General features: G+C 67.5%; 25 protein-coding genes. 13 read left to right on the forward strand and 12 right to left on the reverse strand.

Annotation, left to right across the window (positions count from 1 at the left end):
• Positions 1-5: 5 nt before the first annotated feature.
• The 6 genes from SSA01S_RS01775 to SSA01S_RS01800 are packed head-to-tail and all read right to left on the reverse strand — an operon-like array spanning position 6 to position 6,032.
• Entirely contained in the window at positions 6-872 is an 867-nt protein-coding gene (locus SSA01S_RS01775) for an RDD family protein (protein WP_061778954.1), read from the reverse strand.
• Positions 850-1,872 carry a stage II sporulation protein M gene (locus SSA01S_RS01780; RefSeq protein ID WP_061778955.1) on the reverse strand — a complete coding sequence of 341 codons (1,023 nt, stop codon included), beginning with the start codon at positions 1,870-1,872 and terminating at the stop codon, positions 850-852. The genes SSA01S_RS01775 and SSA01S_RS01780 overlap by 23 nt, the downstream gene beginning before the upstream one ends.
• On the reverse strand, positions 1,869-3,179 hold the full coding sequence (locus SSA01S_RS01785) for a DUF58 domain-containing protein (protein ID WP_061778956.1): 1,311 nt from the start codon (positions 3,177-3,179) through the stop codon (positions 1,869-1,871). Before SSA01S_RS01785 ends, SSA01S_RS01780 begins: the two co-directional genes overlap by 4 nt.
• Positions 3,176-4,132 (reverse strand): AAA family ATPase, encoded by a 957-nt coding sequence (locus tag SSA01S_RS01790; RefSeq protein WP_061778957.1) that lies wholly within the window; start codon positions 4,130-4,132, stop codon positions 3,176-3,178. The genes SSA01S_RS01785 and SSA01S_RS01790 overlap by 4 nt, the downstream gene beginning before the upstream one ends.
• Complete coding sequence (locus SSA01S_RS01795) at positions 4,129-5,346, reverse strand: hypothetical protein (RefSeq protein WP_061779083.1); 1,218 nt, start codon at positions 5,344-5,346, stop codon at positions 4,129-4,131. Before SSA01S_RS01795 ends, SSA01S_RS01790 begins: the two co-directional genes overlap by 4 nt.
• Positions 5,343-6,032: a DUF4129 domain-containing protein gene (locus SSA01S_RS01800; protein ID WP_240954793.1), complete on the reverse strand. Its 690-nt coding sequence runs from the start codon at positions 6,030-6,032 to the stop codon at positions 5,343-5,345. The genes SSA01S_RS01795 and SSA01S_RS01800 overlap by 4 nt, the downstream gene beginning before the upstream one ends.
• A gap of 165 nt (positions 6,033-6,197) precedes the next feature.
• On the opposite strand from SSA01S_RS01800, the gene SSA01S_RS01805 reads away from it, so the two are divergent.
• The gene (locus tag SSA01S_RS01805; RefSeq protein ID WP_061778958.1) at positions 6,198-7,007 is read left to right on the forward strand and encodes a DUF7847 domain-containing protein; all 810 of its coding nucleotides are present in this window, start codon (positions 6,198-6,200) and stop codon (positions 7,005-7,007) included.
• Between the two features lie 16 nt (positions 7,008-7,023).
• Here SSA01S_RS01805 and SSA01S_RS01810 read toward each other — a convergent pair whose 3' ends face one another.
• Genes SSA01S_RS01810 through SSA01S_RS01825 form a run of 4 tightly spaced genes read right to left on the reverse strand, consistent with a single transcriptional unit; the run spans position 7,024 to position 11,602 of the window.
• Complete coding sequence (locus SSA01S_RS01810) at positions 7,024-9,288, reverse strand: hypothetical protein (protein WP_061778959.1); 2,265 nt, start codon at positions 9,286-9,288, stop codon at positions 7,024-7,026.
• The gene (locus tag SSA01S_RS01815; protein ID WP_082794877.1) at positions 9,279-9,992 is read right to left on the reverse strand and encodes a hypothetical protein; all 714 of its coding nucleotides are present in this window, start codon (positions 9,990-9,992) and stop codon (positions 9,279-9,281) included. The genes SSA01S_RS01810 and SSA01S_RS01815 overlap by 10 nt, the downstream gene beginning before the upstream one ends.
• A 23-nt stretch (positions 9,993-10,015) precedes the next feature.
• Entirely contained in the window at positions 10,016-10,369 is a 354-nt protein-coding gene (locus SSA01S_RS01820) for a low molecular weight protein tyrosine phosphatase family protein (protein ID WP_156477625.1), read from the reverse strand.
• A 51-nt stretch (positions 10,370-10,420) separates the two neighbouring features.
• A complete protein-coding gene (locus SSA01S_RS01825; RefSeq protein WP_167348879.1) occupies positions 10,421-11,602 on the reverse strand; it encodes a carbohydrate porin in 1,182 nt (393 codons plus the stop codon).
• Between the two features lie 497 nt (positions 11,603-12,099).
• Here SSA01S_RS01825 and SSA01S_RS01830 point away from each other — a divergent pair, with 497 nt between their 5' ends.
• From SSA01S_RS01830 to speD, 8 genes are read left to right on the forward strand one after another with little or no spacing between them, the layout of a single operon-like run.
• Positions 12,100-13,083 (forward strand): SPFH domain-containing protein, encoded by a 984-nt coding sequence (locus tag SSA01S_RS01830; RefSeq protein ID WP_061778962.1) that lies wholly within the window; start codon positions 12,100-12,102, stop codon positions 13,081-13,083.
• 1 nt (position 13,084) lies between these two features.
• Positions 13,085-13,753 carry a DUF4178 domain-containing protein gene (locus tag SSA01S_RS01835; RefSeq protein WP_061778963.1) on the forward strand — a complete coding sequence of 223 codons (669 nt, stop codon included), beginning with the start codon at positions 13,085-13,087 and terminating at the stop codon, positions 13,751-13,753.
• Between the two features lie 10 nt (positions 13,754-13,763).
• Complete coding sequence (locus SSA01S_RS01840; RefSeq protein WP_061778964.1) at positions 13,764-15,029, forward strand: DUF4178 domain-containing protein; 1,266 nt, start codon at positions 13,764-13,766, stop codon at positions 15,027-15,029.
• A complete protein-coding gene (locus SSA01S_RS19755) occupies positions 15,029-15,193 on the forward strand; it encodes a hypothetical protein (protein ID WP_167348880.1) in 165 nt (54 codons plus the stop codon). Before SSA01S_RS01840 ends, SSA01S_RS19755 begins: the two co-directional genes overlap by 1 nt.
• Before the next feature lie 11 nt (positions 15,194-15,204).
• Complete coding sequence (locus SSA01S_RS01845) at positions 15,205-15,411, forward strand: DUF350 domain-containing protein (RefSeq protein ID WP_058716632.1); 207 nt, start codon at positions 15,205-15,207, stop codon at positions 15,409-15,411.
• Between the two features lie 4 nt (positions 15,412-15,415).
• Positions 15,416-16,933 carry a polyamine aminopropyltransferase gene (locus SSA01S_RS01850; RefSeq protein ID WP_061778965.1) on the forward strand — a complete coding sequence of 506 codons (1,518 nt, stop codon included), beginning with the start codon at positions 15,416-15,418 and terminating at the stop codon, positions 16,931-16,933.
• Entirely contained in the window at positions 16,930-18,507 is a 1,578-nt protein-coding gene (locus SSA01S_RS01855) for an FAD-dependent oxidoreductase (RefSeq protein ID WP_061778966.1), read from the forward strand. The genes SSA01S_RS01850 and SSA01S_RS01855 overlap by 4 nt, the downstream gene beginning before the upstream one ends.
• Positions 18,504-18,845, forward strand: coding sequence for an adenosylmethionine decarboxylase (gene speD / locus SSA01S_RS01860; RefSeq protein WP_061778967.1), 342 nt, complete (start codon positions 18,504-18,506; stop codon positions 18,843-18,845). The genes SSA01S_RS01855 and speD overlap by 4 nt, the downstream gene beginning before the upstream one ends.
• On the opposite strand, the gene SSA01S_RS01865 is transcribed toward speD, so the two are convergent.
• Entirely contained in the window at positions 18,842-19,975 is a 1,134-nt protein-coding gene (locus SSA01S_RS01865) for an ROK family transcriptional regulator (protein ID WP_061778968.1), read from the reverse strand. The genes speD and SSA01S_RS01865 overlap by 4 nt on opposite strands.
• 109 nt (positions 19,976-20,084) lie before the next feature.
• On the opposite strand from SSA01S_RS01865, the gene SSA01S_RS01870 reads away from it, so the two are divergent.
• Genes SSA01S_RS01870 through SSA01S_RS01880 form a run of 3 tightly spaced genes read left to right on the forward strand, consistent with a single transcriptional unit; the run spans position 20,085 to position 24,920 of the window.
• The gene (locus SSA01S_RS01870; protein WP_061778969.1) at positions 20,085-22,601 is read left to right on the forward strand and encodes a TonB-dependent receptor; all 2,517 of its coding nucleotides are present in this window, start codon (positions 20,085-20,087) and stop codon (positions 22,599-22,601) included.
• On the forward strand, positions 22,598-23,791 hold the full coding sequence (locus SSA01S_RS01875; protein ID WP_244885513.1) for a Ca2+-dependent phosphoinositide-specific phospholipase C: 1,194 nt from the start codon (positions 22,598-22,600) through the stop codon (positions 23,789-23,791). Before SSA01S_RS01870 ends, SSA01S_RS01875 begins: the two co-directional genes overlap by 4 nt.
• Before the next feature lie 22 nt (positions 23,792-23,813).
• The gene (locus SSA01S_RS01880) at positions 23,814-24,920 is read left to right on the forward strand and encodes a YdcF family protein (protein WP_244885514.1); all 1,107 of its coding nucleotides are present in this window, start codon (positions 23,814-23,816) and stop codon (positions 24,918-24,920) included.
• Positions 24,921-24,931: 11 nt separating this feature from the next.
• Here SSA01S_RS01880 and SSA01S_RS01885 read toward each other — a convergent pair whose 3' ends face one another.
• Positions 24,932-25,849: a LysR family transcriptional regulator gene (locus SSA01S_RS01885; protein WP_061778971.1), complete on the reverse strand. Its 918-nt coding sequence runs from the start codon at positions 25,847-25,849 to the stop codon at positions 24,932-24,934.
• A 91-nt stretch (positions 25,850-25,940) separates the two neighbouring features.
• Here SSA01S_RS01885 and SSA01S_RS01890 point away from each other — a divergent pair, with 91 nt between their 5' ends.
• Positions 25,941-26,975: an aldo/keto reductase gene (locus SSA01S_RS01890; protein ID WP_061778972.1), complete on the forward strand. Its 1,035-nt coding sequence runs from the start codon at positions 25,941-25,943 to the stop codon at positions 26,973-26,975.
• The last annotated feature ends 8 nt before the right edge of the window (positions 26,976-26,983 follow it).

The following is a 26,983-nucleotide window of genomic DNA, read 5'->3' on the forward strand; positions in this document are numbered from 1 at the left end:
GCGCCTTACCGCCCGGCCGCGCTGTATTTGTCGGCCTGGCGACGTCCGACGAGAAGACCACCCTCCAGCCGGGCACACAGCGCGGCGTAATAATCGGCGAGAAAGCCGTCGACATCGCCATCATCGCCCAGCCCCGCCTTGCGCCGGATCGTGGCGGCGACCGCCCCCCGTGCCTCTGCGTCACCAGTGCGAATGACATCCTCCAGCGTCTGCAACTCATACACGCCGTAGAGCGCCAGCGCCGCATCGGAAAATGCGCGGCGCGGGCGATGCGTATCCGCCACCAGATCCGGGGCCAGGCTGTGCCGGACGGTCTGCACGACCCAGGTGCCCGCGACCAGATCGCCGACCCGCAGCCGGTCGCGGTTGAACAGCGGAAAGAACAGGAAGATGCCGCTCCACGACAGGGCGAAGATGGTCAAAAAGGCATCCGCCGTGCCCGACGCCGCCTGCTCGCCCAGAAAGGATAGCGGCAGGAATATCTCGATCTCGCGCATGGCGTTGCGCGCCAGCACCGCGCCGGCGGTCAGCCGGGCACCGTCACGCGCGATCACGCGCAGGCCCATCAGCCGCTTGCCCGGCGTCGCGCCGCGCCCGCTCATCTCGAAGAGCACGAACCAGCCGTTGCGCAGGCAGAAGGCTCCGATCAGCCACAAAATGGCCGCAACGTCCGCGCGTGTCGCCTGACTGAAAAGGAATAGCGAGAGGGTCGCCGCGATCAGCACGACGATCATCAACACCAGATCGATCAGGAAGGCCGCAGCCCGCGTTCCCGCTCCGCCCAGTTCGAGCTGGAGATCGACGCCCTCCGGCGTGACGAAGCTGCGCTTCAGCGTGTGCGGGGCTTTCTTAGTGCGGCGAATGAAGCGCATGTCGCCTCCCGATCCCGTAATAACAGATCAGCCACATCGCCAGCACCGCCATGCCGATGCCGAGGCGCAGACCGTCGCTCGTCACCACCTGCCGCCCGATTCCCTCCAGGATCGCCGCGACGCCCAGCATCAGGACAACGCCCGCCACCGCGATGGCAGAGGTTCGCCCGGCCGCAACCAGCGCCGCCATTCGGCTCCGTCGCCCCGGAAAGGCGATGGCGGTCCCGATCCGCATGCCCGCCGCCCCCGAAATCATGATCGCGAACATCTCGGTCGTGCCATGAATGGCCAGCCAGGCGAGGAAGTTCGGCCCCAGCCCCTTGTCGGCGAACACCGCGATCATCGCGCCCAGGGTCAGTCCGTTATAGACGATCAGCAGCGCGGTCGGCACGACAAAGGCGAAGCCCAGCGCAAAGGCGAAGATCGCGATCTGCGCATTATGACCGAACAGGAAGCTGGCAAAGACGCCCAGCCCGCTTTCCTTGTTCTGATAGATCGTCGCACGCAGCGCCTCGGCCGAGGCGCTGGGATCACGCCCGCCCGCCAAGGCTTCGGGAATGACGCCGTAGAACCAGCTGGGATCGGCGCGGACCAGCCAATAAGCGGCCAGCGTGCTTGCCACGGTCAGAAAGAGCATGACCAATGTCTCGCGCCAGAGGGAGGCGACGGCACTGGGCCAACCCCGGGTAAAGAAGCCCGCCAGATCGCGCCAGACCGAGTCCGACACGCCGTAAAGCTGGAAATAGGCCCGCGCGCACAGCTGCTCGAGATAGGCGATCAGCGCGCGGTCCAACGACGTCTCGCGCGCGACGGACAGCGAAGATAGGGTGACCCGATACAAGACGGGCAGCGCGAGCAGATCGTCCTCCGACAGGACGCGCACCGACCGCTTCTCGATCCGCTGAAGCAGCGCATCCAGCCGCGCCCACTCCTCTTCATGCGCGGCGCGAAAACGGCTGGCATTGACCAGCGGCGGGGCGGCTTCGACGAAGGCGCTCACAACAGGCTCCGACGCTTGAGGTCCACATAGCCCTCGACCAGCCGCTCGGCGACCTCGTCATACGGGCTTTCGATGACATGCACGCCCAGATGGCGCAGGCGCAGCAACACCAGCCGCCGGTCGCGCAGCAGCGCCCCCGCCGTCACCGCGCGGGTCACATCGGCCGGAGTGACGGGCGCAGCCTCGACAAAGCCTTCTAACTCGTCGTCGCGCAGCACCACGACCAGCACCAGATGCGTCTTCAGCAGGCGCGCCACCGCCCGCACCAAGAAATCGGCAGAGGTTGGATCGGTAAATTCGGTGAACAGAACGATCATCGATCGCCGCGTCAGCCGGGCGGCGAGCGTCGTCAGGGCAAAGGTATAGTTGGTCTCGTCCCCGCTATAGTCGATCCCCGCGGCCAGATGCTGAAGCTCTGGGAAGGCCGCCGACCCGCCGATGAACCCGCTGGCGACACGCGGCCGCGAATCAAAGGCATGGAGCGCCACCCGATCGCCGAGCTTCAGTGCGAGCCAGCCGGTCAGCAGTGCCGCCGACACCGCCCGGTCGACGCGCGGGATGCCGTCGACCGGGTCGGACATCTGCCGACCCGCATCGATCGCAAACACGATCTGACTGTTGCGCTCGGTCCGATATTCTTTGGCGAAGAGCTTCAGGTGACGGGCCGATTGTTTCCAGTCGATCGCGCGCCGGTCCATGCCCGACCGAAACTCGACCAGCGCGTCGAAATCACTGCCGTCGCCGCGATCACTCTGGGCGAGCAGGCCCTGTACGGCATGACGCTGAAACACCTGCGCGCCTTGTCGGCGCACCGCCTCCACATCGGGCAGGATCGGCAGGGTACGGTCCTCCTCGATCCGCTTCTGGCGCCAAGTCAGACCCAGCGGCCCGCTCCAGCGCAGCCACAGTATCGGGAAATGCGCGGTGCCCCGGCGATGCGGGGTCAGCGACAACAGGCCGACGCCTTTTCCGCCCTCGACCGCGATATCGAGCCGCCCTTCGTCGGCCCAGGCGACCAGCGGATCGCCTGCGACCGCCAGCTGCACCGGCCCCCTCACAGGTCGTCCCTCGACCGTCAGCGCGACGGGCACCGCCAACGGCACCCCCACAGCGGCGGAAGTCGGCAATTCCATGACGGCCTGCGCCCGTGCCCGGCCCAGCATCGCATCGGCCAGCACGAGCAATACCACGCCCAGCGGCCAGCCAAGCCCCGCATACCAGGTGGCCGGAAACAGCATCGCGACCAGCAGCGCGACCGGAGCCCCGATCGCCGCCGACAGTACCGCCATGCGGGTCGGATAGATCAACGCGGCGCCTCGATCGTCTCGATGATCTGGGCGACGACATCCTCGATCGCCCGGCCGCCGATCTCGGCAGCGGGCGACAGGATCAGCCGGTGGCGCAACAGCGCGGGCGCCAACGTCTTCACATCGTCCGGGATCACGAAATCGCGTCCATCCAGCGCCGCCCGCGCCCTGGCCGCCCCCGCCAGCATCGCGCCCGCACGCGGCGAGGCACCGCTCTCCAGATCGGCGACCCCGCGCGTGCCGCGGATCAGCGCCACGATATAATCGATCACCTCATCGACCAGCCGGACTTGGGCAACCGTCGCCACCGCCGCCTCGATCGTCGCCGCATCGGCCTTCGTCTCGACACCCCAGTCGATCGGCGACATGGCGGAGGGCCGTGCGCCGTGCCCGGCGACAATCCGGCGCTCCTCCTCGGCGGTCGGATAGGGCACGATCTGCTTGAACAGGAAACGGTCGAGCTGCGCCTCGGGCAGCGGATAGACGCCCTGCTGCTCGATCGGGTTCTGGGTCGCGACGACGGTGAACCGGCTGCTCAGCGCCAGGCTCTCGCCGTCGATGGTGACGGTACGCTCCTGCATCGCCTCCAGCAGCGCGGCTTGCGTCTTGGGCGAGGTGCGGTTGATCTCGTCGGCGAGCAGCAGCTCGGTGAAGATCGGCCCGCGCGTCAGGGTGAAGGTCGAGGTCTGGAAGTTGAACAGGTTCGCGCCGATGATATCACCGGGCATCAGGTCGGGCGTGAACTGGATACGCCCGAAATCCAGGCCCAGCGTCTGCGCAAAGCTGTGCGCCAGCAGCGTCTTGGCGGTGCCCGGCGGCCCCTCCAGCAGGACATGGCCGCCCGCGAACAGCGCGACCAGCAACAGGTCGACCGTGGTGTCGTGACCGACCACCGCCTTGCCGATCTCGGCGCGGATCGCCTGCCCCAGCGCCTGGACCTCTTCAACCGTCACCGTGTCTTCTCCTGTTGCCATTGGTGCAGCGCCTGGGCGCTGGCGAGCATGTCGTCGGGATGCTGGGCCTGCGACGCCTCCGCGACCAGCGCGGTGAAGGTCCCCTGCCCCTGAAGGCGGTCGAGATAGCGATCCGCCTCCGCATCGGTCAGGCGGCCGGGCACGCCGAAGATCGTGCGCGCCCGTTCGCGGATCAGAGCGGCGTAGCGCGGGCCCAGCCCGCCTTCCCGCCCCGCCTTGCGCACGATCCGCGCGCTGTTGTCGATCAGTGCCGCCTTGCCGAAGGCGATGGCCCGTTCGGGGGGACGCTCCGGTCCGAAACGGACCATGGCCTGCCAGCCGACGAGCGCCAGCGCGACGACGATGGCCAGCGTCATGGCCAGGAAAGGCGGCTCGAAGGCGAGCTTGAGCGGACTGCGACCCCGCCCCAGACCGTTCAACGTCACGTCGAACGCGATCCCCTTGGACGCGTTGTCGCGCACGAAATCAAATACCGCCAGCGCCGCACGGGCGCGGTCCAGGCGACGGATGCCGTGATTGTTCAGGATATCCGGGTCGGCCAGGATATAGGTGCTGGTCCCCTTGACCTGCCCCAGCACGATCCCGCCCTCGTCGTCGGTGACGATCGGGGCCAATGCCTTCGATGTCATCACCTGCAAGGGGCGCGGGGCCGCGACGTTCAGCGCGGGCGGCGCCCAGACGACGGCGTGGAGCGGTCGGCCGCCGCTGGCAACACGGGTGACCACGATCTCGGTCGCGGGGGCGAGGATGCGGGCCGGATCGAACGCAGGCAACAGGCCCGATTGGGTCACCCAGCCCTTGTGATCCTCATCGCCCTTCACCACCCATTTGGGCAGGACAAGCAACGTCGCACGCCCTTGCCGCGCGGTCATCAACTTGCTGACATCGACCATGCCATGGTCTGGTGTCGCCACGACCAGATCGTCGGTGTCCCACCCGTCCTCGGTTCGCACGATGCGCGGGTTGCGCCCGGTCGCGCGCGCCAGTTCCACGATGCCGGAAAAGCCGGTCGCGGCATTCGACAGCGCATGGGTGCCGCCATTCTGCCCCGATCGCAGGTCGGGCGCATAGGCCCCGAGCAGCAACGACCCCGCAAAGCCGATAATGCCGATAACCAGCATCAGCACGATCGTCAGCGGCGTAAACAGTCGATCGGCCGCCCCGCGCCCACTGCCCATCGCGAGCTCGCTCATGCGCGCCACCGTTGCGGCAGGGCCAGATCGGTATAGGCCGCTCGGGCGACTTCCCAATCGTCCGCCCCGACCGGCCGTCCGCCGAACAGGCTGCGCTCGACCAGTGCGGCGATGCTGGCAAAAAGCGGACGCACCGCACTGGGCAACAGGCTCGCCGACGCCAGTTCGCGACTGGTCAGTGACGGTCGCCGCAAGGCGGGGCGGCGGCGGGCGATATCGTCGATCGAGTGGAAGAGCAGATAATGGATCGCCTCGGCAAATCGTCCCTCGGCGGCCAGCCGATCAGCCGCCGCCAGCCAGGCACGGGCCGGGGCCACGTCAGGCGCCCAGTGATCGTCATCGGCCATGGCAGCGGCCTCGGACGTCCGCCGCCGTTTCGGCAAGCGCCACTCGCCCGAGCGCAACCGCTCCACGATCATCCAGATCAGCGCGAGGGCGATGACCGCGATCAGCCCCCAAAGCAGAATGCGGGCATAAGGCGCATCGGGCATCAGGCTGGTCAGCCAGCGCAGGAAACGACCGATTGGGCGGAACAGATCGGACAGAAACCGCCCCAGCGCCTTCAACCACTCCGGCGGCTCGGGCGGCTTGGGCGACGGGACAAGCGTGAACTGGATCGACGGATCGGCGCGCAGCGCGGCGTGGGCCGCAGCGACACGATCGGCCGCAGCCGCCTTCTGTTCCAATCCGGCGATGATGCCCTCCCAAGCGACGTCGCGGTGCCCCGCCCCGACTGTAGACGGAACACCGACCGGTGCAATCGTATAGTGTCGGAGTGCCGGACGACGGGATGGGTGGACAGGGCGGATCGGCCTTGCCACCATGCCCACGCACCTGAGGGGGGAGAGCATATGGCAAGTCACGCCATCACGTCCGAAACACCGCACGGCCTGTCCGTGGGCAATGTCTTTTCACGCAGTTTCAACGTTATCAAGGCCAACCCTGTCGCCACGCTGGGCCTGACCTTCGTCCTGATTGCCGTGCCGCAACTCATCATAGACCTGCTGATGGGTCCGGCTTGGCGAGCGGCTCAGGCGAATCAGGGGCTGTATGTGGGCATCGGCCTGTACGGCATCGTCGCCGCCCTGCTCTGGCTGGTCGCCTATGGAGCGCTGATCCACGTCGCCATCGCCCACGATCAGGGGCGTACCGCGAGGGTCGCCGAGGTGCTGCGACTCGGGGTATCGCGTGCGTTGCCTTTGCTGGCTGTCCAGATCCTGTTCCTGATCGGAGTGTGGCTCGGCTTTGTCTTCCTCGTGGTGCCCGGCATCATCCTGGCCGTCATGTGGTCGGTCAGCACGACTGCGGTCGTAGCCGAACGCACCGGCATTGTCGGCGCCTTCGGCCGCAGCCGTGCGCTGACCAAGGGCGCGCGCTGGCGCGTCTTCGGCATCGGCCTGCTCGCCATCGTGATCTATTTCCTCGTCTCGCTGGCGCTCGGCATCGGCAGCATGGCCGCGAGCGGTACGCTCGGCGCCTTTAGCGGCCATGTCGAAACGGCAGCGATCCAGTCGCCGTCCATCCTGCTGCAGCTGCTGCAATCGGTCATCACGGCGGCCATCATCACCTGGGCAACGCTGGTCTTCGCGGCGATCTTCATCGAACTGCGCCATTGGAAGGACGGTCCCGACGTCGACCGCCTGACCGAAATCTTCGCCTGATCAGCAAGCGGCGCGCCTAATCGTAATAATAGGGCGACCGGCGCGCCCAGACGGAGCGGGGATAGCGATCGTGCAGCAGGCGGAATGCCCGCTTGCCCAGATGATCGTGGTTCCCGCCCCAGCGCGCGACCCGGATCAGGCGGTAAAGCGCCTCGGCCCCGCGTGGTTCGGCCGGATGGGAGCGGACATAGGCGAGCATGTCGTCCCACAGCGACCGGGCATGAGGCGGCGGGGCCTTTGACGAGCCATAGAGGAAATAGCGCCGCTCGGCCTGCGCCCGGCCGAGTCCCGCCACCGCGAAGCCGGGCAGATGCAGTGGAGCATGCCCCGGTCCGCACCGGGTCAGGCAGGTCAGATCCGCTGCCTCCTGCTCCGCGTCACCCGGTTCGCCGCCATAACCATAGGCGTCGGGCAGATAGGCCCCCGGCGGCGGAACGCGCCCGGCCTGTGTCGCGCGCCCCGGCGGCAGGAGCAGCCAGTCCTCCCAATAACCGCTGAACTGCGGCTCTGTCCCTTCCGGCCGGGCGTAATCGGCGAGATCGACACGAAGGCTGGGAATCTTGGCCATGACGAAGATCTCGGCAAAGCGCTTGGGGCTTCCCGCAGGCGTATGCGCGATCCGCCGCCAGTCGGTCGCCAGTTGCGGCAGCAGCGTCTCCAGCATCGACGCCAATCGGTCGATGGCGGCATCGTCCTGCAACTGCACCGCGCGGCCATAGCTGGTCAGCGCGAGGTCGAGGCGCAGTTCACGCGGGATGGCCTCGTCCCCGGCCAGCGTCATACGCTCCGCCAGCGGCAGCCGGTCGATGATCGCCCGCGCCTCCGCCCCGAAACCGACGAACCGCCCCGCCCTTCGCCCGACCAGTCCGTCACCCGCCGGCCAGATGCTGTCGATACAGGTCGCGCTGCCCGCCTCGCAATAGGGCGAGCGGAGCGCGACCCTGGCGAAATCGGCCAGCGAGGTCGCCAGCTGGGTGCGCAGGGCCGTGAAGATATTCCGGTCCGAGATGGTCAGGTCGTCCCGCGCCAGCACCCGATCCACCTGCTCACGCAACCGTGCCGGATCGGTCGACGCCATGGTCAATCGGATCGCGTGATACTGCACCGTCAGCCATGCGGGGTCAGTGGCCGCGACTTGCCCGGCGGCATCGACCAGCGCCGACGCTTCTTGGGGCTCGGCCAGCGCAAGCGCCGCGACCAGCCAGACGGACTTGCCCGTGGCCCGCCAACGCTCTTGGGCATGGGCCAACGCCGCCTTGCGGTCTTTGGGTTGCAGCGTGCGTATCCAGTCCGCCGCTTCCGGCCTGGTCGCCGCCTTGTCGCTGAGCGTCATGTAGTCGCGAAAGGCGACCGCCACGTCCGGCCCAGCATCGCGCTCGCCCAGTTCACGATCGAGCCGCGTGAGAAGCGCCGCCGGGCGCTCGTGATATTCGAGGATCTGGCGCATCCGCCCTACCTCGCCCCGGCCATAGGTTCCGGCCGGAGCGGCGGCGAGCCGATCGATCGCGGCATGGGCGGCGGCGAACGTGTCGGCCCGCCGCGCGGCCAGCGCCCCGCGCAACGTGGCCCGCGCCTCCAGATAAAGCCCCGTCTTCTGCCAGGGCGACGCAGGATCGCGTGCGATCGCCGCAAAGCGTTTCGCCGCTTCGTCCCATCGGCCATCATAGAGCGCGATCGCCGCCAGCTGATACGCCCGGTCGGCGCGCAGCCAGGACGGTGCGGCGGCGGCAAGCGCGGGAAGCGTCACGCCCGGCGTGCTGCACGCCTGGAACACGCCGTCCTGCCCGGCCAGCCAGGCGCGGACATCCGCCGACCCCGCGCCATAGCGCTTCACCCGGTCGTTGAGCGTCGCGGTCGCCGTTAGGAAGGCGTCGTCGAAACAGGTCGGGATCGTCGTGTAGTCGGGCCCCTGCCGCTCGGTCGGGACATAATAGATATCCGCCTGCACGCCCGGCACCTGCCGCCGCGCGGTGATCCAGTCTTCCATCGTCCGGCTGGGCGGCTGCCCGCAACAGGGGTTGGCCAGTGCGTCGGCCGCCGTCTTGCCGACACGCAACCCGTTGAGCGCCCGCCAGTCGAGATAGAGCAACGCCTCGCTCGCATCGGCCTTCACGATACCGATCCGTCCTTCGGCGAGCGCCGCACGCTCCGTCGCGTCCTGCGGAGAGGACAGGACATAATGCGGTGTCGGTGGCGGCCCACCGGAGGCGATGACCCGCGTACCCACCAGCGCCAGGACCAGCGCCACGCCCCCGGCCGACCACCACCCCCTCAATGCCATCCCTCGACCTCCCTGCGCACGGCCGTGAAATCTGCTGGCGTCCAACTGCGGGGATCGAACAGATAGACGCGCCGCCCCGGCGGTGCTCGCCGGACGGGCGTGTCGGTCGCGATTCCCAGAGCCGTCCGGCAGCGACGATGACGGAAATCCCCGCCCTTCGCCAGCCGGTCCCGCATGGTCCGGTCCCCCTGCCCCATGCGAAAGACCATGGGCACGATCTCATCGACCGGCGCCGCGTCCAGCCACTCCTCGGTATCGCACCACGACGCCAACGCGGACATCGACAGACGGACATTCGGGGGCAGACCGCGCCGGACATCGCCCAGAAGATCGAGCAACACTTGGCGCTGCGAGGCACGCACCTCGAAATCGATCTGCACCATCGGCGCGGGGATGCGCGTGGCGTAATGAAGCACCGCCGCGCTCGTCCGCTGACGAAGGGATGGCGTCCAGCGGAGCGGCACACGCTCGTCGATCTGGATATGGACCAGCGCGATGCCGGGCGGACGCTCGACCAGCAGCGGATGGCGACGCCCGCGCGCCATGACCTGATCGCCGACCAGTTCGACGAAACCGCTCTGCACCGCCACCTCGACCGGCGGCTTCAGGAAGCGCAGGTCCTCCGGCCGCTCCCAGGCCCACACGATCAGGGTCGAGGGTTCGGGCGGCGCAGGGCCGGAACAACCGCCCAACAGCGCGAGCATCGCGGACAGGACGAACCGGCGGATCAGCGCCCCGCCCCCGGTGATACGGGCAGATGCCGTCCCACTTTTGCCTCCAGCAGGGCGATCAGCTCGGGCTGCATGAAGGCGAAATCGTCCGGGATGTCGAGGCAGATCACCCGCTTGCCACCCAGCGCCGCGCGAAAGCGCCGCTGGAGCTTGGTCCGGTGCGCCTTTTCCATGACGAAGATCATATCGGCCCAGGCGATCGTCTCGGCCGTGACCGGGTTTTCCGCGTCATGATTGGTCCCGGCCGAGTCCACCTCCAGGTCCTCACGGCGCGCGAAGACCTGTTCGGCGGTCGGACTGCGCAGCTTGTTCTGGCTACAGATGAACAGGACGGTGCGGATGCGCGGCATAGGCCATCACCCTATGCCGCCGCCGTCTCGATGCAAGAACCGGCGGCGGCGCTAAAACACTTTCCAGTCCACGATCGCACGCAGCCCGACGACGAGCACCCCCGGGGCGTCGCGCAGCCCCGATGGGCGGTGGACATATTGGACATCGGGCTGAAGCGTCAGGAAGGGCGCCACCCGGTCGCTATAGGTCAGTTCCACCATGGTCTCCGATTTCACCAGCGGCGCTTCGTCGGGCGGATTGGACTGGCGATAGGCGGTGCTGATGCCAGCGGTCGCAAAGCCGATGGAGATATGGGAGTCGCGTCGCCCGGCCAGGATGGCATGTCCCGCCACGCCCAGTTGCAGGCCGTCGCCGAACGGCGTCGTCAGGCCATCGGAAAAGCCCACGCGCATGAACCCGATCCAGTGCCCAGGCCGGTCCGCCTGCCCCACAAGATCACGTTCGACCAGCGCATAGACACCGTGCGAGGCGGCGGTATCGGCCGTGACGATTACGCCCGGTGGCACGGTGCGCGGCTGGCGATGGCTATAGGTCCACCCCCCGACGCTGATCGCCGTCCGCCCCTTCACCCCGAGTTCGGCAATGAACAGCGCCGAGCGCCGCCCACCCTGATCGGTCGTGCCGCGCGGCGCACGGACGATGGCTGCCTGGGCATAATGATGCTTGCCGTCCAGCCGGAGCCGAACCGCCAGGTCGGTCTGCGGAAAGATCGACGGACCATTGGGCCCGGTCGCCGCCAGTTCCGACCCGATGCCAAAGGCTGGGGCTATCAACTGGGACGCAGCGGCATTGTAATAGAATTCGCTGTTCAGATCATATTTGCCGATCAGGAGGGAAGCACGATCGCCGGCGAAACGCTGCTGCACCCAAGCCTGATAGAGAAGCAGGTCGGGACTGTTGACCTCGATATTGTTGACGCCTTGCAAGGTGCCCGCGATAGCATTGGGTCGCCCACCGGCATTGCTGAGAATGCCGACATAGGCACTCGCACCCTTCCAATGGGTCGCTCGGTCCAGATCGAGCGTGGCGACGGCGTCGAGATTGTCGAGATAGCGCACGCCCCGCACACGCTTGCTCGCCCCGACCGCGATCAGATCGGCCTTGTAGATCAGATCCAAGGCCAGCGGCCCTGCCTCCGGCTCGTCTTCGGAACGCGTCTGCGCCGTCGCAGGGCAGGACCAGGCCGCCAAGGTCAAGGCGGCGATACAGGTGATGGAGCGACGCGATGCCATCGTCATTCCTCTGGGGCGATTGCGAGCAGAGATACGAGCGGAAACAGGCGGGCCCCGCCTCTGCCGTTCAGGCTACGGCGCGTCCGAAGGCTTGGCCTTCCGCGTTGGTGCCGTCACGGCTCAGATCGAGCGCAACGCTTCGCCGAAGCACATTTTTACACCTGTCATAATGCCCCCTAACGCCGCTTTCGATCGGGGCTATTCGCGTCGATCGAAGAATAGATCAGGCGCAGCTATAATGACCGATGATTAATGATGGGTTCGTCGGCGGCGAATTACGTATCAACCGACATTTGGACCGTCTCTGTCCGCAGCGACGCTATGCCTGTTCACATCCACCGCTCAACGGACTGCAAGCACGATCAACCAAGTAACGCACCGGTCACCCCGCCTTTGGTCCGTGCCGAGCACCGTTGCCGCCTGGCCATCCGGGTCGAGGCGGATATTGCTTTCGTCGTCCAACCGGCTAGCGTGCCACCCACGGGGGTAGCGTACACATGGGTCTGTTCGATTTTCTGAGCAAACAGTTCATCGACGTGATCGATTGGGTCGAGGCAGCGGATGATCTCGCCCTTCGTTATCCCATGCGCGACCATGCGATCCAGAACGGCGCATCGCTGACCGTGCGCGACGGACAACTTGCCTTTTTCTATGACGAAGGGCGGATCGCCGATGCGTTCCAGCCGGGGCGACACACGCTGGAGACCGGCAACCTGCCGGTGCTGACCGCGCTGATGAACTGGGACAAGGGCTTTGTCTCGCCGTTCAAGGCCGACCTCTATTTCTTCACCATGCGCGAACATGGGGGGCTGAAATGGGGCACGGCACAACCGATCACGGTGCGCGACAAGGATTATGGGCCGATCCGGGTACGGACCTTCGGCAGCTATTCGTTCCGCATCGCCGATGTGCCCCGGTTCAAGGCAACGGTGATGGGTACGCTGGAGCATGTCCGCGTCGGTGATGTCGAGCCGCAACTGCGCGGCGCGATCGCCACGGCACTCGCCAGCGAGCTCGGGCGCGCCGAGATCGCCTTTGTCGATCTGGCAGGCAACCAGCAGGCGCTGTCGGAGCGGCTACGCCAAGCCGTCGCCCCTGCCTTTGCGCAGTGGGGTCTGGAGGTCGCCAGCTTCTTCGTCGAGAGCGTCTCGCTGCCCGATGAAGTGCAGGCGCATTTCGACAAGGCGAGCGCGATGCGGGTCGTGGGCGACCTCGACCGCTATGTCCGCTTCCAGACCGCCGACGCGATCGACACCGCCGCGGCCCAGGGCGGCGGCATGGGGGGGATCGGCGCGGGGGCGGCGGCCGGGGCCGCACTTGGCCAGGCGATGGCCTCGGGCCTGGGCACACCGGCAGCCGCCGCGCCTGTGGAAGACCCGTTCGCGCTGATCGAAAAGCTCCACAAGCTGCATGTCGCCGGCGCGCTGAGCCAGGCGGAGTTCGAGGCCAAGAAGGCTGCGTTGCTCGCCAAGATCGGCTGACATGACCGAATTTGCCTGTCCCCAATGCGGCGCGCCCGTCGCGTTCCGCTCATCGCTGCCCACGCGCGTGTGCGATTATTGTCGCAGCCTGCTGGTGCGCGACGGCGACGATCTGCGCCGCGTCGGTCAGGTGGCGGCGGTGCCCGAGGACGTCAGCCCGCTGCAACTCGGTGTGCGGGGACGGTTCGACGGCCATGGTTTCGAGCTGGTCGGCCGTGTCCGCTGGCGCTGGACGGACGGGGCGTGGAACGAATGGTACGCCGCCGCCGATGATGGCCGCTTCTGGTGGCTGGGCGAAGCGGCGGGCCGCTACATGCTGTTCGCTCCCGCAAGCGGCGACGCGGATCAGAACGCCACCTATCGCAAGGTTGCGGAAGGCAGAGAGCCGGAGGTCGGCGAGAAGTCCCGTATCGGCAGCACGCCATATGTTGTCGCCGATGTCCGCTATGTCGAATGCGTCGCCAGCGAGGGCGAACTGCCGATATCGACCCCGAGCGGCAGCAAGGCGCTGAGCGTCGACCTGGCCGCATCGGACGGCCGCTGCGCCACGATCCAGCGCGATGGCAGCGGGACCAGCCTCTATAGCGGCCGCTACGTCACGCTTGCCGAGATCGCCGCCACCGGCCTGCGCCGCTTCGATGGCTGGCCGATGCCCGGTTACGCGGCGTGAGGATGGGGCGATGACCGACACGGTGCGCGCCGTCACCTGCCCGCGTTGCGGCGGCACCATCGCGTTGCGCGCGGCGGGGTTGAGCGTGTCGGTGGTCTGCGAGCATTGCGGCACCACACTCGACGCGACGTCCGACGATGTGCGCGTCATCACCGCCGCGCAGCAGGCGATGCGCCAGCCCGCCATCGCGCTCGGCACGCGGGGCACACTGCGCGGCGAACAATGGGAGGTGATCGGCTATCTCGAGCGGACCGATGGCTATCAGGGTTGGCAGGAATATCTGCTGTTCAATCCATATCTCGGCTATCGCTTCCTGGTCGATGACGGCCGCTGCTTCAGCCTGGGCGTGCTGATCGATCGCACCCCGGACACGGTGTTCGACGGGTACGAGCTGGACGGTGCGCGCTATCGCCGCTTCGGGGCCGGGTACGCGGCGTCGGTGACCTTCGTCGTCGGCGAATTCTATTGGCGCGTCAGGGTGGGCGAGCAGGTCCATGTGTCGGACTATGTTCGCTCCGGCGCGATGCTGACCTGCGAGGAGAATGCGCAAGAGCGGAGCTGGACGCTGCTGACCCTGCTGAGCGTCGGCGAGGCGGAAGCGGCGTTCGGCCTGGAACCCCGACCAAGACCCTCGGGGGTCACGCCGTCACCGCACGAGCCCTCGCCCCATCTCCGGCCCCTGCGCGAGGCGGTGTTCGTCTTCGCCGCCGCCGCAATGGCGCTGGTCGCGGTGCTGATAGTCCTGGGCCAACCGAGCCGGACGCTCCTGAGCGAGACGATGGAGCTGACGCAGGACGCTCCGCCTGTCGAACGGGTGGTCGCAACCCTGTCCCTGCCCGCCGCGTATAACCGGATCACGGTCGACGCCCGCGCGGATACGCTGTCCAACAGCTGGATCGACCTGGATTATGCGTTGGTGGATCGGCGCACCCAGCGCAGTTTCGACACCTATGCCCTGGCCGAACGCTATAGCGGCACCGACTCCGACGGCAGCTGGAGCGAGGGGGACCGTTCGCCGAACACCAGCTATGCCAGCATTCCCGGCGGCACCTATGACCTGGTGGTCGAGGCCGCGGTCCATGGCTGGACCGGCGCGCAATCGCCGCCTGTGTCGTGGCAGACGGTCCCGGTCACGATCCGGGTGACGTCGGGCGGCAGGTTTGCGGGGCCGATGATCCTGGCGCTGATCGCGCTGTCGCTGTGGCCGGGCCTGCTGGCGATCCTCCACTTCGCGTTCGAGCAGCGGCGGGTCGCACCGATCAAGGGAGACGATTGATGCGGCTGAGCACGATCCTCTACGCCCTGTTCTGCCTGGGCGTCGTCGCCCTCTTCACGCTGGCCGTGATGCGCAGCTATTCGCCCTTCGCCGACAGCCATCCGGGCGGCGGCGCGCGGGCGGCGGGCGGCGTTCGCGGCGCGCATGGACCCACCCACAAATGACGGAGCAAGGAATGCTGTCCACCACCGTGCTGCTCGCGACCCTGCTCTATGCCGGGCTGGGCGTCCTGATCTTCGCCGTCGGTTTCTGGATCTGGGACCGACTGACGCCCGCCGATCTGTGGGGCGAAATCTGTCGCGGGAACCAGGCGGTCGCGATCTTCAGCGGGGCGATCGCCATCGCCATTGCGATCATCATCGGCGCCGCGATCCACGGCTGATCCGATGTCCCAAACCGTGCCGCCACCGCGCGCGGGCGCGGCCCTGTTGCTGTCCGCCTTCGTTGTCGCGACCTGCGGCCTGGTCTATGAACTGCTGGCGGGAACGCTGGCCAGCTATCTGCTGGGCGACAGCGTCACGCAATTCTCGACCGTTATCGGCACCTATCTGTTCGCGATGGGAATCGGATCGTGGTGCTCGCGCTATGTCCGGCGCGACGAACTGGCGGTGTTTGTCCGGGTCGAGATATTGGTCGCGGTGATCGGCGGCTCCTCGGCGGCATTGCTGTTCCTCCTGTTCGACCGCGTGGCCGATTTCCGGCTGCCGCTTTATGGCATCGTGCTGGCGATCGGCACGTTGGTGGGCCTGGAAATCCCGCTGCTGATGCGCATCCTGAAGGACCGGCTGGAGTTCGGCGATCTCGTCTCGCGCGTGCTGACTTTCGACTATATCGGCGCGCTGGCGGCCTCGTTGCTGTTCCCGCTGCTGCTGGTGCCCAAGCTGGGGCTGATCCGCACCGGTTTCCTGTTCGGGCTGTTCAACGTCGCGGTCGCCATCGCGCTGATCCTGCGACTGCCGGGGCGACGGCTGCGCGGCGAACTGGCGGTGGCCATCGCCGTCGCGCTCGCCCTGCTGGCCGGTTTCCTCTGGTCGGAACGGTTGCAGCAGACCGCCGAGATCGCCGCCTATGGCGATCCCATCGTATATGCCGCCTCCACCCCCTATCAACGGATCGTCATCACCAAGCGGCGCGATGATCTGCGCCTGTTCCTCAGCGGCAACCTGCAATTCTCGTCCCGCGACGAATATCGGTATCACGAGGCGCTGGTCCATCCCGCACTCAGCCGGGTGGCAGCCTTGCGTGACGTGTTGGTGCTGGGCGGTGGCGACGGGCTGGCGGTGCGCGAGATCCTGAAATATCCCGGCGTCCGGTCGGTGACGCTGGTCGACCTGGACCCCGCCATGATCGCGCTGTTCCGCAACAGCGCCATGCTGTCGACGCTCAACGCCCATGCCTTTTCCTCGCCAAAGGTCCATGTCGTCAATGCGGATGCCTTTCGCTGGCTGCGCGACAATCGGCGGAGTTTCGATGCGGCGATCGTCGATTTTCCCGATCCGACCAATTTCTCGCTGGGTAAGCTCTACACGGTCAGCCTCTACCGCGAGCTGGCGCGCGCGCTGAGCCCCGGCGCGGTGGTGAGCGTGCAGAGCACCTCGCCGCTCGTCGCACCGCAGGCCTTCTGGACGGTGGCGACGACCATGGAGGCGGCGGGCTTCACGACGCGCGGCTATCACGTCTATGTGCCGAGCTTTGGCGAATGGGGTTTCGTGCTGGCGGGCTTGGGCGCGCTTCCGGCGGCGGGGCCCCTACCCGCGGGCCTGCGCTTCCTCGATCCGACGACCGAGCGGCTCGCCTTCGCCTTTCCGCGCGACATGGCGCGACGGCCGGTCAGCGTGAACCGGCTGGACAATCAGGTGCTGGTCCGCCGGTTCGAGGAAGAATGGGCGAAGGTCGAGGGATGAGGCTGACCCGCCGCACGCTGATTGCCGGGGCGGCCGTCGCCGGGTTGCTCGACGGGTGCACGCATCCGGCCATGGCCGGGGAGCTGGGCGGGGCCGATCTGGCGCGCGGCCACCGGCTGCGCGATGGCGGTTTCCCCGAGCCTTCCAGCGAGCAGCATACCGATATCGCGATCATCGGCGGCGGCATCGCCGGACTGTCGGCGGCCTGGACGCTGGCCGACGCGGGAGTCGCGTTTCGCCTGCTCGAATTGGAGGACGAAACCGGCGGCAATGCCCGTGGCGGACGCAATAGCGTCTCCGCTTATCCGCTCGGCGCGCATTACCTGCCCATTCCCAACCCGGAAGCGACACGCGTCATCGCGCTGCTGGAGCGGCTGGGCATCATCACCGGCTGGCAGGATGGCAAGCCGGTCTTCGACCCCTATCAAGTGGTCTCCGCGCCCGAGGAACGGCTGCTGCGCCTGGGCCGCTGGCATGAGGGGCTGGTGCCCGGCACCGCCCTCAGCCCCGAGGACCGCCGCGACATCGCCGCCTTTTTCGCCGCGATGAAGGCGTTTCGCGACCGTCGCGACGATGGCAGGCCTGCCTTCGCCATCCCTATGGCGCTGAGTTCGACCGCCGACGACCTGACGGCGCTCGACCGGATCAGCATGACCCAGTGGCTGGACCGGCAGGGATGGCGCTCGCGCATGCTGCGCGATTATATCCGCTATGCCTGTCGCGACGATTACGGCACCGAGCCCGATCAGGTCTCGGCCTGGGCGGGCATTCATTATTTTGCCAGCCGACGCGGGGCCGCCGCCAATGTCGATGGCGACCTGGTGCTCACCTGGCCCGAGGGGAATGCGCATCTGGCCCGCGCCATGGCGGCGCGCGTGCGCGGGTCGATCGAGACCGGACGCATCGCCTGGCGAGTAGAGCGTCAGGGCGACGGGGTGGTGGTCGACAGCCATGACGTGGCCAGCGGCCACTCGACCCGGCTGCACGCGCGCGCCGCGATCCTGGCGACGCCGCGCTTCGTGACGGCCCGGCTGGTGAAGGGCGTGGATGCGACCGGCTTTCGCTATGCGCCGTGGATCGTCGCCAATGTCACCGTCGACCGGCCACCGGAAGGTCCGGGTTTCGACCTGGCCTGGGACAATGTGTCGGCGACCAGCGAGTCGCTCGGCTATGTCGTGGCGACACATCAGTCGTTGGCGACGGCCCCCGGCGCGACCGTGCTGACCTGGTACATGCCGTTGTCGCGCATGACGCCCGCCTCCGCCCGCAGGCTGATGCTCGAACGGCCGCTCGCCGCGTGGCAGGACATCGTGCGAGACGACCTGCTGGCGACCAATCCCGATCTGGACGGCGCGATCCGGCGGATCGATGTCTGGCGCTGGGGCCATGCGATGATCCGGCCCGAACCCGGCTTCATCTGGGGCGACGCGCGTCGCCACGCCGCCCAGCCGCAGCCGCCCCTGTTCTTCGCCCATTCTGACCTGAGCGGGTTCTCGATCTTCGAGGAAGCGCATCACCACGGCGCGGAAGCCGCCGAACAGGCGCTCACGTCGATCCGGGGTAGCCAAGTATGAACCAGGCCGGCACCCACCTGATCGCCGACCTGTATGGCTGTCGGGGCTTGGACGACATGGCGCTGATCGAAGACACGCTGCGCGCCGCCGTCCGCGCGATCGGCGCGACGCTCATCGGACTGCACCTCCACCCCTTTGGCGAGGGCCAAGGGATTACCGGTGTCGCGATGCTGGCGGAATCGCATATGACGATCCATTCCTGGCCGGAGACCGGCTATGCGGCGATCGACATCTTCGTCTGTGGCCTGGGCCACGATCTGGACCGGGGCATCGCACTGATCGCCGACGCGCTGGGGGCCGAGCGGCGGGTCCTCACCCGCATCGAGCGCGGCGCTTAATCGACCGCGACCGAGAAGCTCTCCGCAATGCCCGCGCTCGCCAGAATGGGCAGGAGCGCGGCCCCCAGCACCGTCGCCTTCTCCCCGATTGCCGACGCCCGGATCGCCGGGCGGCCCAGTTCGTCATACCAGGGCCGGTCCGACAGCAGCAGCGCGAGTTGCTCGCGGATCGGCTGGGGCAAGGGGCCGGAGAGGATGATCTCGCCCGGATCGAACCAGGCCAGCGCGTTGCTGATGACCGGATCGAGCTGAGCCGCCGCGCGCCGGGTCCAGCTCGCCACCGTCTCGTTATCGGCGGCGATCAGGGGGGCAACGTCGTCCGCCGATCGTACCTCATGCCCGGCCGCGCGCAGGCATCGCAGCAGGTCGACGGTGCTGGGACGGGGACGGTCGCTGGGAAATAACAGGCCGATCTCGCCGACATTGCCGTTCTGCCCCTTGGCGAGCCGCCCATTCTCGATCACGCCCGCCCCAATGCCGTGGCCGAACAGGATGACCAGTGCCGAGCGGCACCGCTGCGCCACCCCGGCCAGATAGAAATCGGCCAGGGCGGCGGCATTGGCGTCGTTCTCGATCCATACCGGCAGCGCCAGCGCATCGCCGATCACCGCCTGCAAATCGATGTCCCGCCAGGTCGGCAGGTTGGGCACGGTCAGCCAATGGCGGCGATCGGTTACCGCCTTGGGCCCCGGCACGCCGACCCCGCACCCGATCAGCCGCCGCCCGAGCAGGTGATGACGCTCGACCAGCTCGTGCACGATCCGCCGGACCTGCCGGGCGAAGACCTCGGGACCCGTATCCTCGAACGCTTCCCGCACCGAGGCGATGGGCGAGCCATGAAAGTCGACCAGCGTCACGTCGACCGCGCCGTGATGAGGTGCTGCACCGATCGCGTAGCCCGCATCGCGCGCGATCTGCAGCGGCACCGACGGGCGACCACGCGCGGGCGAGCGCAGGCTCTCCGCCTCCTCGACCAGCCCCACCGCCATCAGGTCGCGCGCCATCGCGGTCATCGCCGCCGGGCTGAACCCCAGGTTGCGCGCCAGGTCCAGGCGCGACGCCGCGCCCTTGACCCATAGCGAGTGCACGACGCGCTGCTGCGCCCGGTCGAGTTGGAAATTCGTCCTCACCCGCCCGCACCTATCGGCCGTTCGCGACGCTTTTATTTATTTTTGCAGAAATAATAAAATTCGTCACAAAGCGCAGCGAAAGGCCCGCCATCTCATCCGGGGGCTTTCCATGACCAAGCAGCATCTTCTGACCACCGCAGGCCTTGTCGCGCTCAGCGCTCTGGCCGCCACGCCCGTCCAGGCGCAACAGGCGACCCAGGCCTCGGCCGCCACTACCGCCGAAACCGGCGACATGCCCGCCGAGCAAAGCGGCGACATCGTCGTCACCGGCTCGGCCCGTGCCGAGCGTCGCTTCGACGTCGCCTATGCGGTCAACAGCCTGTCGCAGACCGACATCCAGAAGATCGCGCCGCTGAACACCGCCGATCTCTTGGGCAACGTGCCGGGCATCCAGGTCGAGGCGACCGGCGGCGAGGTTCAGAACATCACCCGAGTGCGCGGCATTCCGACCGATCGCGGCTATCTGTATTTCCAGCAGGACGGCCTGCCGCTCTATCAGGAAATCGACGGCTTCTTCTTTAATGCCGGCGAAGGCATGAACCGCTACGACCTGATGACGGAGCGGATGGAAGTGGTGCGCGGCGGCCCGGCGCCCATCTACGCCAGCGACGCCGCCGCCATCGTCAACAACATCACAGTCACCGGCACCGCCACCACGCGTGGCCGTGCGCAGCTGACGCTGGGCGATACCGGCCTCTATCGCTTCGACACCTATCAGGCCGGGCCGCTGGGCGAGAACACCTATTATGCGGTCGGCGGCTTCGTCCGCTATCACGACGGCTATCGCGACAACGGCTTCCCCAATGATCGCGGCGGCCAGATCCGCGCGAACATCAAGCATGACTTCTCCAATGGTTTCTTCAAGCTGAGCGCGCAGTTCGTCGACGACCACAATGTCTTCTACCTGCCGATCCCGACCAACGACCCCCGCAACCCGTCGGTCTCGCTCAACCCCTATATCGACTATTTCACGGGCACGATGAACTCGCCCGCGCTGCGCAACGTGGCGATCACCTTCCAGAATGCGGGCGGTGGACTGACCACGCTGCACCGCGATCTCGCCAATGGCCGCTATATCCGCTTCGGCAACCTCGCCTTCACCTATCAGGCGGAGTTCGACGACTGGACCGTCTCGCTGAAGTCGGGCGTGACCATCGGCAAGAACAGCTTCGACGCCTTTTACTCGACGACCAATCCGGTCGACGGCAACACCTTCGCCGCCAGCTATCTGAACGCCGCGCGTACCGCCTTCGGCCCGTCGGTTACGCGGATGGGCTATTCCATTGCAGGCACGAACGGCGCGACCACCTACGATCCGTACGGCGCGTCGGGCCTGGTCATGTCGGGTCAGTACCGTGCGGTCGAATCGAACTTCTATTCGGGCCAGGCCGACCTGAGCGTCACACGCCAGTTCGACACGCCCATCGGCCGTCACGACGTGAAGGCGGGCCTGTACGGTTCGCTCTGGGGCCAGAGCGTCCTTCAGGCCTATCAGGATTATCTGATCGAGGTGCGCGGCAAGCCCCGGACGCTGGACCTCTTCGCCTATAACGCGAACGGCGCGATCGTCGGCAGCGTGACGCAGAACGGTGTCCTGCGCGATACGACCACGCTCAATCGCGGCAATGTCGATGCGCGTATGGCCGCGCTCTATTTGAATGATACGTGGGACGTGACCGACCGACTGCGCGTCGATGCGGGCATTCGCCATGAATGGTATGGCTATGCGGGTTATGCGGCGCTGACCACGAGCGCCAATCTGGGCGACCCGACGACGCTGGCCGACAACAACACTCGCGCCTTCACCGGCTCGGCGATCCGCAACCGCTATACGCCGCAGGCGACCAACTGGACCGCGGGCGTCAATTACGACCTGACGCGTCATTTCGGCGCCTATGCCCGCATCTCGCAGTTGGAAATCCCGACGAGCTCGACCACGGTGCTCAGCACCGTGCCGGTCGCCATCGCGTCCAAGGCGCGGCAATATGAGGTCGGTCTGAAGGCGGTGTCGGGCGGTTCGTACCTGTACCTGACCGGCTTCTACACCAAGTTCGATCCGCTCAACGCCAGCTTCACCGCCTATAACCCGGTGACCGGCCGCAACGACCAGCCGGTGACCTTCATCGGCACGGCCGTGACCAAGGGTATCGAGGCGGACGGCCGTCTGGCCTTCGGCCGCACCTTCTCGCTCGCCGGGTCGGTCACGGTCGGCGATCCGCAGTACAAGAACCTGGTCAACAATGTCGGCGCGGACCCCAGCGCGGTGAACGGCAAGCAGATCATCCGCGAGCCCAAGCTTTATGGCCATGTGCGTCCGACCGTCGATTTCGACATCGGCACGACCCACGCCTCGCTCTACGGCAGCTATGAATATACCAGCCAGCGCTACACCGACTTCTTCAACCAGACCGCCCTGCCCGCCTTTGGCAGCTTCGGCGCAGGGATGATGGTGACGAACGGGCCGTGGCTGGTGCAGGTGGTCGGTGACAATCTGACCAACGCGCACGGCCTGACCGAGGGCAATACTCGCACCGACTCGCTGACCGGCCAGGGTAACGCCACCGCCATCTATGGGCGCCCCGTCTTTGGTCGCAACTTCCGCCTGGTCGTGAGCCGCTCGTGGTGACCGGACGCCTGATCCTCGCCGTCGGTGCCATAGCACTGGCGGCGGGAGCCCTGGCCCAGTCCGGCCCGCGCCCGGCCGACGAGGCATTGAAGCTGAACCAGATCCAGGTCGTCGGCACGCACAACAGCTACGCCCTGCCCGCCGACCCGCGCGTGATGGCGATGATGGCACCACGCATTCGTGCCCAATTCGCGCAGCCCCCCGCCAATCTCTCGGCCGAGCAGCGTGCCGCGCTGGCCGACGAGCATCCCGGCGGCCTCGCCGATCCGATGGATGCATTCGGCTATATCCAGATGCCGCTGGAGGCCCAGCTCGCCAGCGGCGTGCGCAGCGTCGAGCTCGACCTGCAGCCCGACCCCAAGGGCGGCCTCTATGCCGATCCAGCGCCCTATCGCGCTCTCGCCGCACGTGGCGAGAAGGACCTGAAAACCATCGACCGCGACGCATTGCGCGAGCCGGGGCTGAAGGTCTTCCACGTCGCCGATCTCGATTTTCGCAGCCAGTGCCCGACCTTCCGCTCCTGCCTGACGCTGCTGCGCCAATGGTCGGATGCGACGCCGGGCCACAGCCCGGTCTTCGTGCTGCTCGAGCCCAAGCTCAGCGGCGCGGGCGAGCACAGCGTCGCGCCCTTCGACGCCGACGCTTTTGCCGAGGTCGACCGCTCGATCGCCGAGATCATCGGGCGCGAACGGGTGGTGATGCCCGACGACGTGCGTGGCACAATGCCGACGCTGGAAGCCGCCGTGCTGGCCAAGCGCTGGCCCACCTTGGCGCAGGCGCGCGGCAAGTTCGTGTTCCTGTTCCTGGTGCCGGGAATGAACTTCGCCGCCTTCGCCCCTTATCTCGACGGGCATCGCTCGCTGGAGGGGCGCATGGCCTTTGTGCAGGGCAAGCCGGGCATGGCGCACACCGCCTTCCTGCTCTTCGACAATGCCCTCACCCGCCAGGCCGATATCCGCGCCGCCGTCGCCAAGGGCTATCTGGTGCGCACCCGCGCCGATATCGACACCGCCGATGCCCGGCGCAACGATCCCGCCCGGCGCGAAGCGGCGCTGGCCTCTGGCGCGCAAATCGTGTCCACGGACTATTTGACGACGCCCAATGTTCATGGGACCGACTATCATCTCGCGCCCTTTGCCGGCGGGTGGCGGTGCGATGCCGTGACCAGCCCCTGCCGCGCGACACGCTGATACCCCGGGAGATCGAATGACCATGAAGCGTATCGCCCTCCTCGTGCCGTTCCTTCTCGCCAGCCCGGCGCCCGGCATGGCCAGCACCGTGCCATCGGCTACCGCGACCGCCGATGACCGGGTGCTGGCCACGTTGCAGCGTCAGCTTTTCCCGACCGTCACCGCCGTGATGGCGGCCCCAGCTACCCGAGCGCTGCTGGCCGAACGCGCCGAGCGTGATGCCGCGTGCAAGGGCGATATCGGCTGCCGGATTGAGGCCGCACGCTGGTCGGATGCGGATATCGCGCGGTTGGCGACGCAGGGCGACGGGGCCGCGATCCGGCGCGAACTGGCCGGGCTGAACAAGGTCATCGCCGTCTATGCCCAGGGGGTGGCCCCCGCCTATCCGCTGATCGACGGTCCGGGCGTTACCGGTTCGGCCCTGACGGCTCTGGTCGCCACCGCCCTCGCCTCCGCCGATGCGCTGCGGGGGGAAGCGGACTCGGCCCATGATCCGGGCATCGCGCTGGCCCTCACCCTGCTGGACTCGGCCGATCGGCTGGAGGCCGTGCGCTTCGGCCCGCTGGCGGCCCAGGAGAACGCCGCCGCCTTTCGTCACGCCCAAACGGTCGCCTGGTCGCGCTACAGGTACAGCGCGATCATCGTGCCCGGCATCGGTCCCGACGATCTGACCACCCCGCTCAGCGCGGCGGGCAAGCTCAACGTCCATATGGCCGCCGCCCGCTATCACGCAGGTTTCGCGCCCTTCATCATCCTGAGCGGATCGGCCGTCCATCCGCGCGGCACGCGCTTCTTCGAGGCGATCGAGATGCGGCGCGCGCTGATCGAACGCTACGGCGTGCCCGCCGAGGCGTTGGTGGTCGATCCCTATGCCCGGCACACGACCACCAATGTGCGCAACGCGGCCCGCCTTCTCGCGGCCATGAACGCACCATCGAAACCGGCGCTGGTCGTCACCGATGTCGGGCAGGCCAGCTATATCGCCGGGCCCGCCTTCGCCGAGCGTAACCAGCGCGAGCTCGGCTACCAACCCGCCGAAATCAAGGCGCAACGCTCGCCCAATGAGGTCGAGATCCTGCCCCGCCGAACCGGGCTGTTCATCGACCCGGCGGACCCTCTCGACCCCTGACCTTGGCGTCGCTACGCCGGTCGGCCCGCGAGCCTTTCGACCAGGAAGTCGACGAACACGCGCACCCGCGCAGGCGTCGTCGAGCCGCCGACGAATACGGCATGGATCAGCTCGACATCGCCCGGATTATACTCCTCCAGCAGCGGCACCAGCCGTCCTTCGGCGATGTCGGTCGCGACGCTGAAGCGGCCGACGCGGGTGATGCCGACCCCGGCCACTGCGAGCTGCCCCAGCGTCTCGCCATTATTGGCGACAATCCCGCCCTCGATGCTCAGCGCGAAGTCCCGGCCATCGCGGCGGAACGGCCAGATCGGCTCGGCGCGGCGGAAGTTGAAGCTGAGGCAGTTATGGGCGTGCAGGTCCTCCGGCACCCGCGGCGTGCCCGCCCGCGCCAGATAGTCTGGCGAGGCGACGATCACCCGGCCGGACTCCCCCAGCTTACGCGCGGTCAGCCCACTATCGGCGAGCGGGCCGAAGCGGATCGCGACATCGGCCTGTCCGCCCGCGATATCGACCAGCGTGTCGGTCAGCGCCATGTCGATCAGGATATGCGGATAGGCCCGCGCGAAATCGCCGAGCAGCGGTACCACGCACAGCCGTCCGTGTGACAGCGCCGCATTGATCCGCAGCCGCCCGCGCGGCGCGCCCTGGTCGGCAATCTGCTGCTCGGCATCATCGAGATCGGCGAGGATACGCCGCGCGGCGAGCAGATAGGCCTGCCCCTCGGCGGTCAGCGTCAGCGCGCGCGTCGACCGCAGCAACAATCGCACGCCCAGCCGCGCCTCGATCCGATCGACCGCCCGCGCCACCGCCGACGGCGTCAGCCCCAGCGTCCGTCCGGCGGCGGAAAAGCTGCCCGCCTCCACGACGCTCGCGAACAGGGCGAGCGACCGGGCGCGGTCCTCTTGTCCGGCAAGCTTTGCATCCAACGCACAAATCCTTTGCTCCGGCAGAGCATTCCGCCGCCCGGCCCAACCATCCATTTATGCGTCAGACCATGAAATTCGCAAAGGATCTGTGATGGAATATCGGCAATTGGGATCGTCCGGTCTGCGCGTGCCGGCCCTGTCGTTCGGAGCCGCCACGTTCGGCGGCAAGGGCCCGCTGTTCAGCGCCTGGGGCACCAGCGACGTTACCGAGGCACGGCGGCTGGTCGACATCTGCCTCGACGCCGGTATCACGCTGTTCGACACCGCCGACGTCTATTCCGATGGCGCATCGGAAGAGGTGTTGGGCGCGGCGATCGAGGGGCGGCGCGACGCTGTCCTCATCTCCACCAAGACCGGCCTGCCGATGGGCGATGGCCCGCAAGACTGGGGCGCGTCACGCACACGGCTGATCGGCGCGGTCGAGGCGGCGTTGCGGCGGCTCGGCACCGACTATCTTGACCTGCTCCAGCTCCACGCCTTCGACGCCTCGACGCAGACTGAGGAGGTGATGGGGACGCTCGACCGGCTGATCGCCGATGGCAAGGTCCGCTATGCCGGCGTCTCCAACTATCCCGGCTGGCAGATCATGAAGGCGCAAAGCCTGGCCGACCGTCATGGCTGGCCGCGGCTGGTCGCACATCAGGTCTATTACTCGCTCATCGGCCGCGCTTACGAATGGGACCTGATGCCGCTGGCGGCCGATCAGGGGGTCGGCGCGCTGGTCTGGAGCCCGCTCGGCTGGGGCCGGCTGACCGGCAAGATCGGGCGCGGACGGCCGATCCCGGCGGGGAGCCGGTTGCACGAAACCGCGCAGTTCGCGCCGCCGGTCGAGGATGAGCATCTCTACCGCGTGGTCGACGCGCTGGAGGCCATAGCGGCCGAGACGGGCAAGACCGTGCCCCAGATTGCGATCAACTGGCTGTTGCGGCGGCCGACCGTGTCGTCGGTCATCATCGGCGCGCGCGACGAAGCGCAACTCCGCGACAATCTGGGCGCCGTCGGCTGGACGCTGACGCCCGAGCAGGTGGCGATGCTCGATGCGGCGAGCGACGTGCTGCCGCCCTATCCGCACACGCCCTATCGGCAGCAGGAGGGTTTTGCCCGGCTTGCGCCGCCGATGGTTTGAGGAACCCA

The organism is Sphingomonas sanguinis NBRC 13937, from assembly GCF_001591005.1.
Lineage (GTDB): Bacteria > Pseudomonadota > Alphaproteobacteria > Sphingomonadales > Sphingomonadaceae > Sphingomonas > Sphingomonas sanguinis.

Bases quoted from the DNA above. Each gene is read 5' to 3' on its own strand.
- SSA01S_RS01775 (WP_061778954.1), bottom strand. From the start codon at position 872: ATGCGCTTCATTCGCCGCACTAAGAAAGCCCCGCACACGCTGAAGCGC.
- SSA01S_RS01795 (WP_061779083.1), bottom strand. From the start codon at position 5,346: ATGAGCGAGCTCGCGATGGGCAGTGGGCGCGGGGCGGCCGATCGACTG.
- SSA01S_RS01805 (WP_061778958.1), top strand. From the start codon at position 6,198: ATGGCAAGTCACGCCATCACGTCCGAAACACCGCACGGCCTGTCCGTG.
- SSA01S_RS01810 (WP_061778959.1), bottom strand. From the start codon at position 9,288: ATGGCATTGAGGGGGTGGTGGTCGGCCGGGGGCGTGGCGCTGGTCCTG.
- SSA01S_RS01815 (WP_082794877.1), bottom strand. From the start codon at position 9,992: ATGCTCGCGCTGTTGGGCGGTTGTTCCGGCCCTGCGCCGCCCGAACCC.
- SSA01S_RS01820 (WP_156477625.1), bottom strand. From the start codon at position 10,369: ATGCCGCGCATCCGCACCGTCCTGTTCATCTGTAGCCAGAACAAGCTG.
- SSA01S_RS01825 (WP_167348879.1), bottom strand. From the start codon at position 11,602: ATGGCATCGCGTCGCTCCATCACCTGTATCGCCGCCTTGACCTTGGCG.
- SSA01S_RS01830 (WP_061778962.1), top strand. From the start codon at position 12,100: ATGGGTCTGTTCGATTTTCTGAGCAAACAGTTCATCGACGTGATCGAT.
- SSA01S_RS01835 (WP_061778963.1), top strand. From the start codon at position 13,085: ATGACCGAATTTGCCTGTCCCCAATGCGGCGCGCCCGTCGCGTTCCGC.
- SSA01S_RS01840 (WP_061778964.1), top strand. From the start codon at position 13,764: ATGACCGACACGGTGCGCGCCGTCACCTGCCCGCGTTGCGGCGGCACC.
- SSA01S_RS19755 (WP_167348880.1), top strand. From the start codon at position 15,029: ATGCGGCTGAGCACGATCCTCTACGCCCTGTTCTGCCTGGGCGTCGTC.
- SSA01S_RS01845 (WP_058716632.1), top strand. From the start codon at position 15,205: ATGCTGTCCACCACCGTGCTGCTCGCGACCCTGCTCTATGCCGGGCTG.
- SSA01S_RS01850 (WP_061778965.1), top strand. From the start codon at position 15,416: ATGTCCCAAACCGTGCCGCCACCGCGCGCGGGCGCGGCCCTGTTGCTG.
- SSA01S_RS01855 (WP_061778966.1), top strand. From the start codon at position 16,930: ATGAGGCTGACCCGCCGCACGCTGATTGCCGGGGCGGCCGTCGCCGGG.
- speD (WP_061778967.1), top strand. From the start codon at position 18,504: ATGAACCAGGCCGGCACCCACCTGATCGCCGACCTGTATGGCTGTCGG.
- SSA01S_RS01870 (WP_061778969.1), top strand. From the start codon at position 20,085: ATGACCAAGCAGCATCTTCTGACCACCGCAGGCCTTGTCGCGCTCAGC.
- SSA01S_RS01880 (WP_244885514.1), top strand. From the start codon at position 23,814: ATGAAGCGTATCGCCCTCCTCGTGCCGTTCCTTCTCGCCAGCCCGGCG.
- SSA01S_RS01890 (WP_061778972.1), top strand. From the start codon at position 25,941: ATGGAATATCGGCAATTGGGATCGTCCGGTCTGCGCGTGCCGGCCCTG.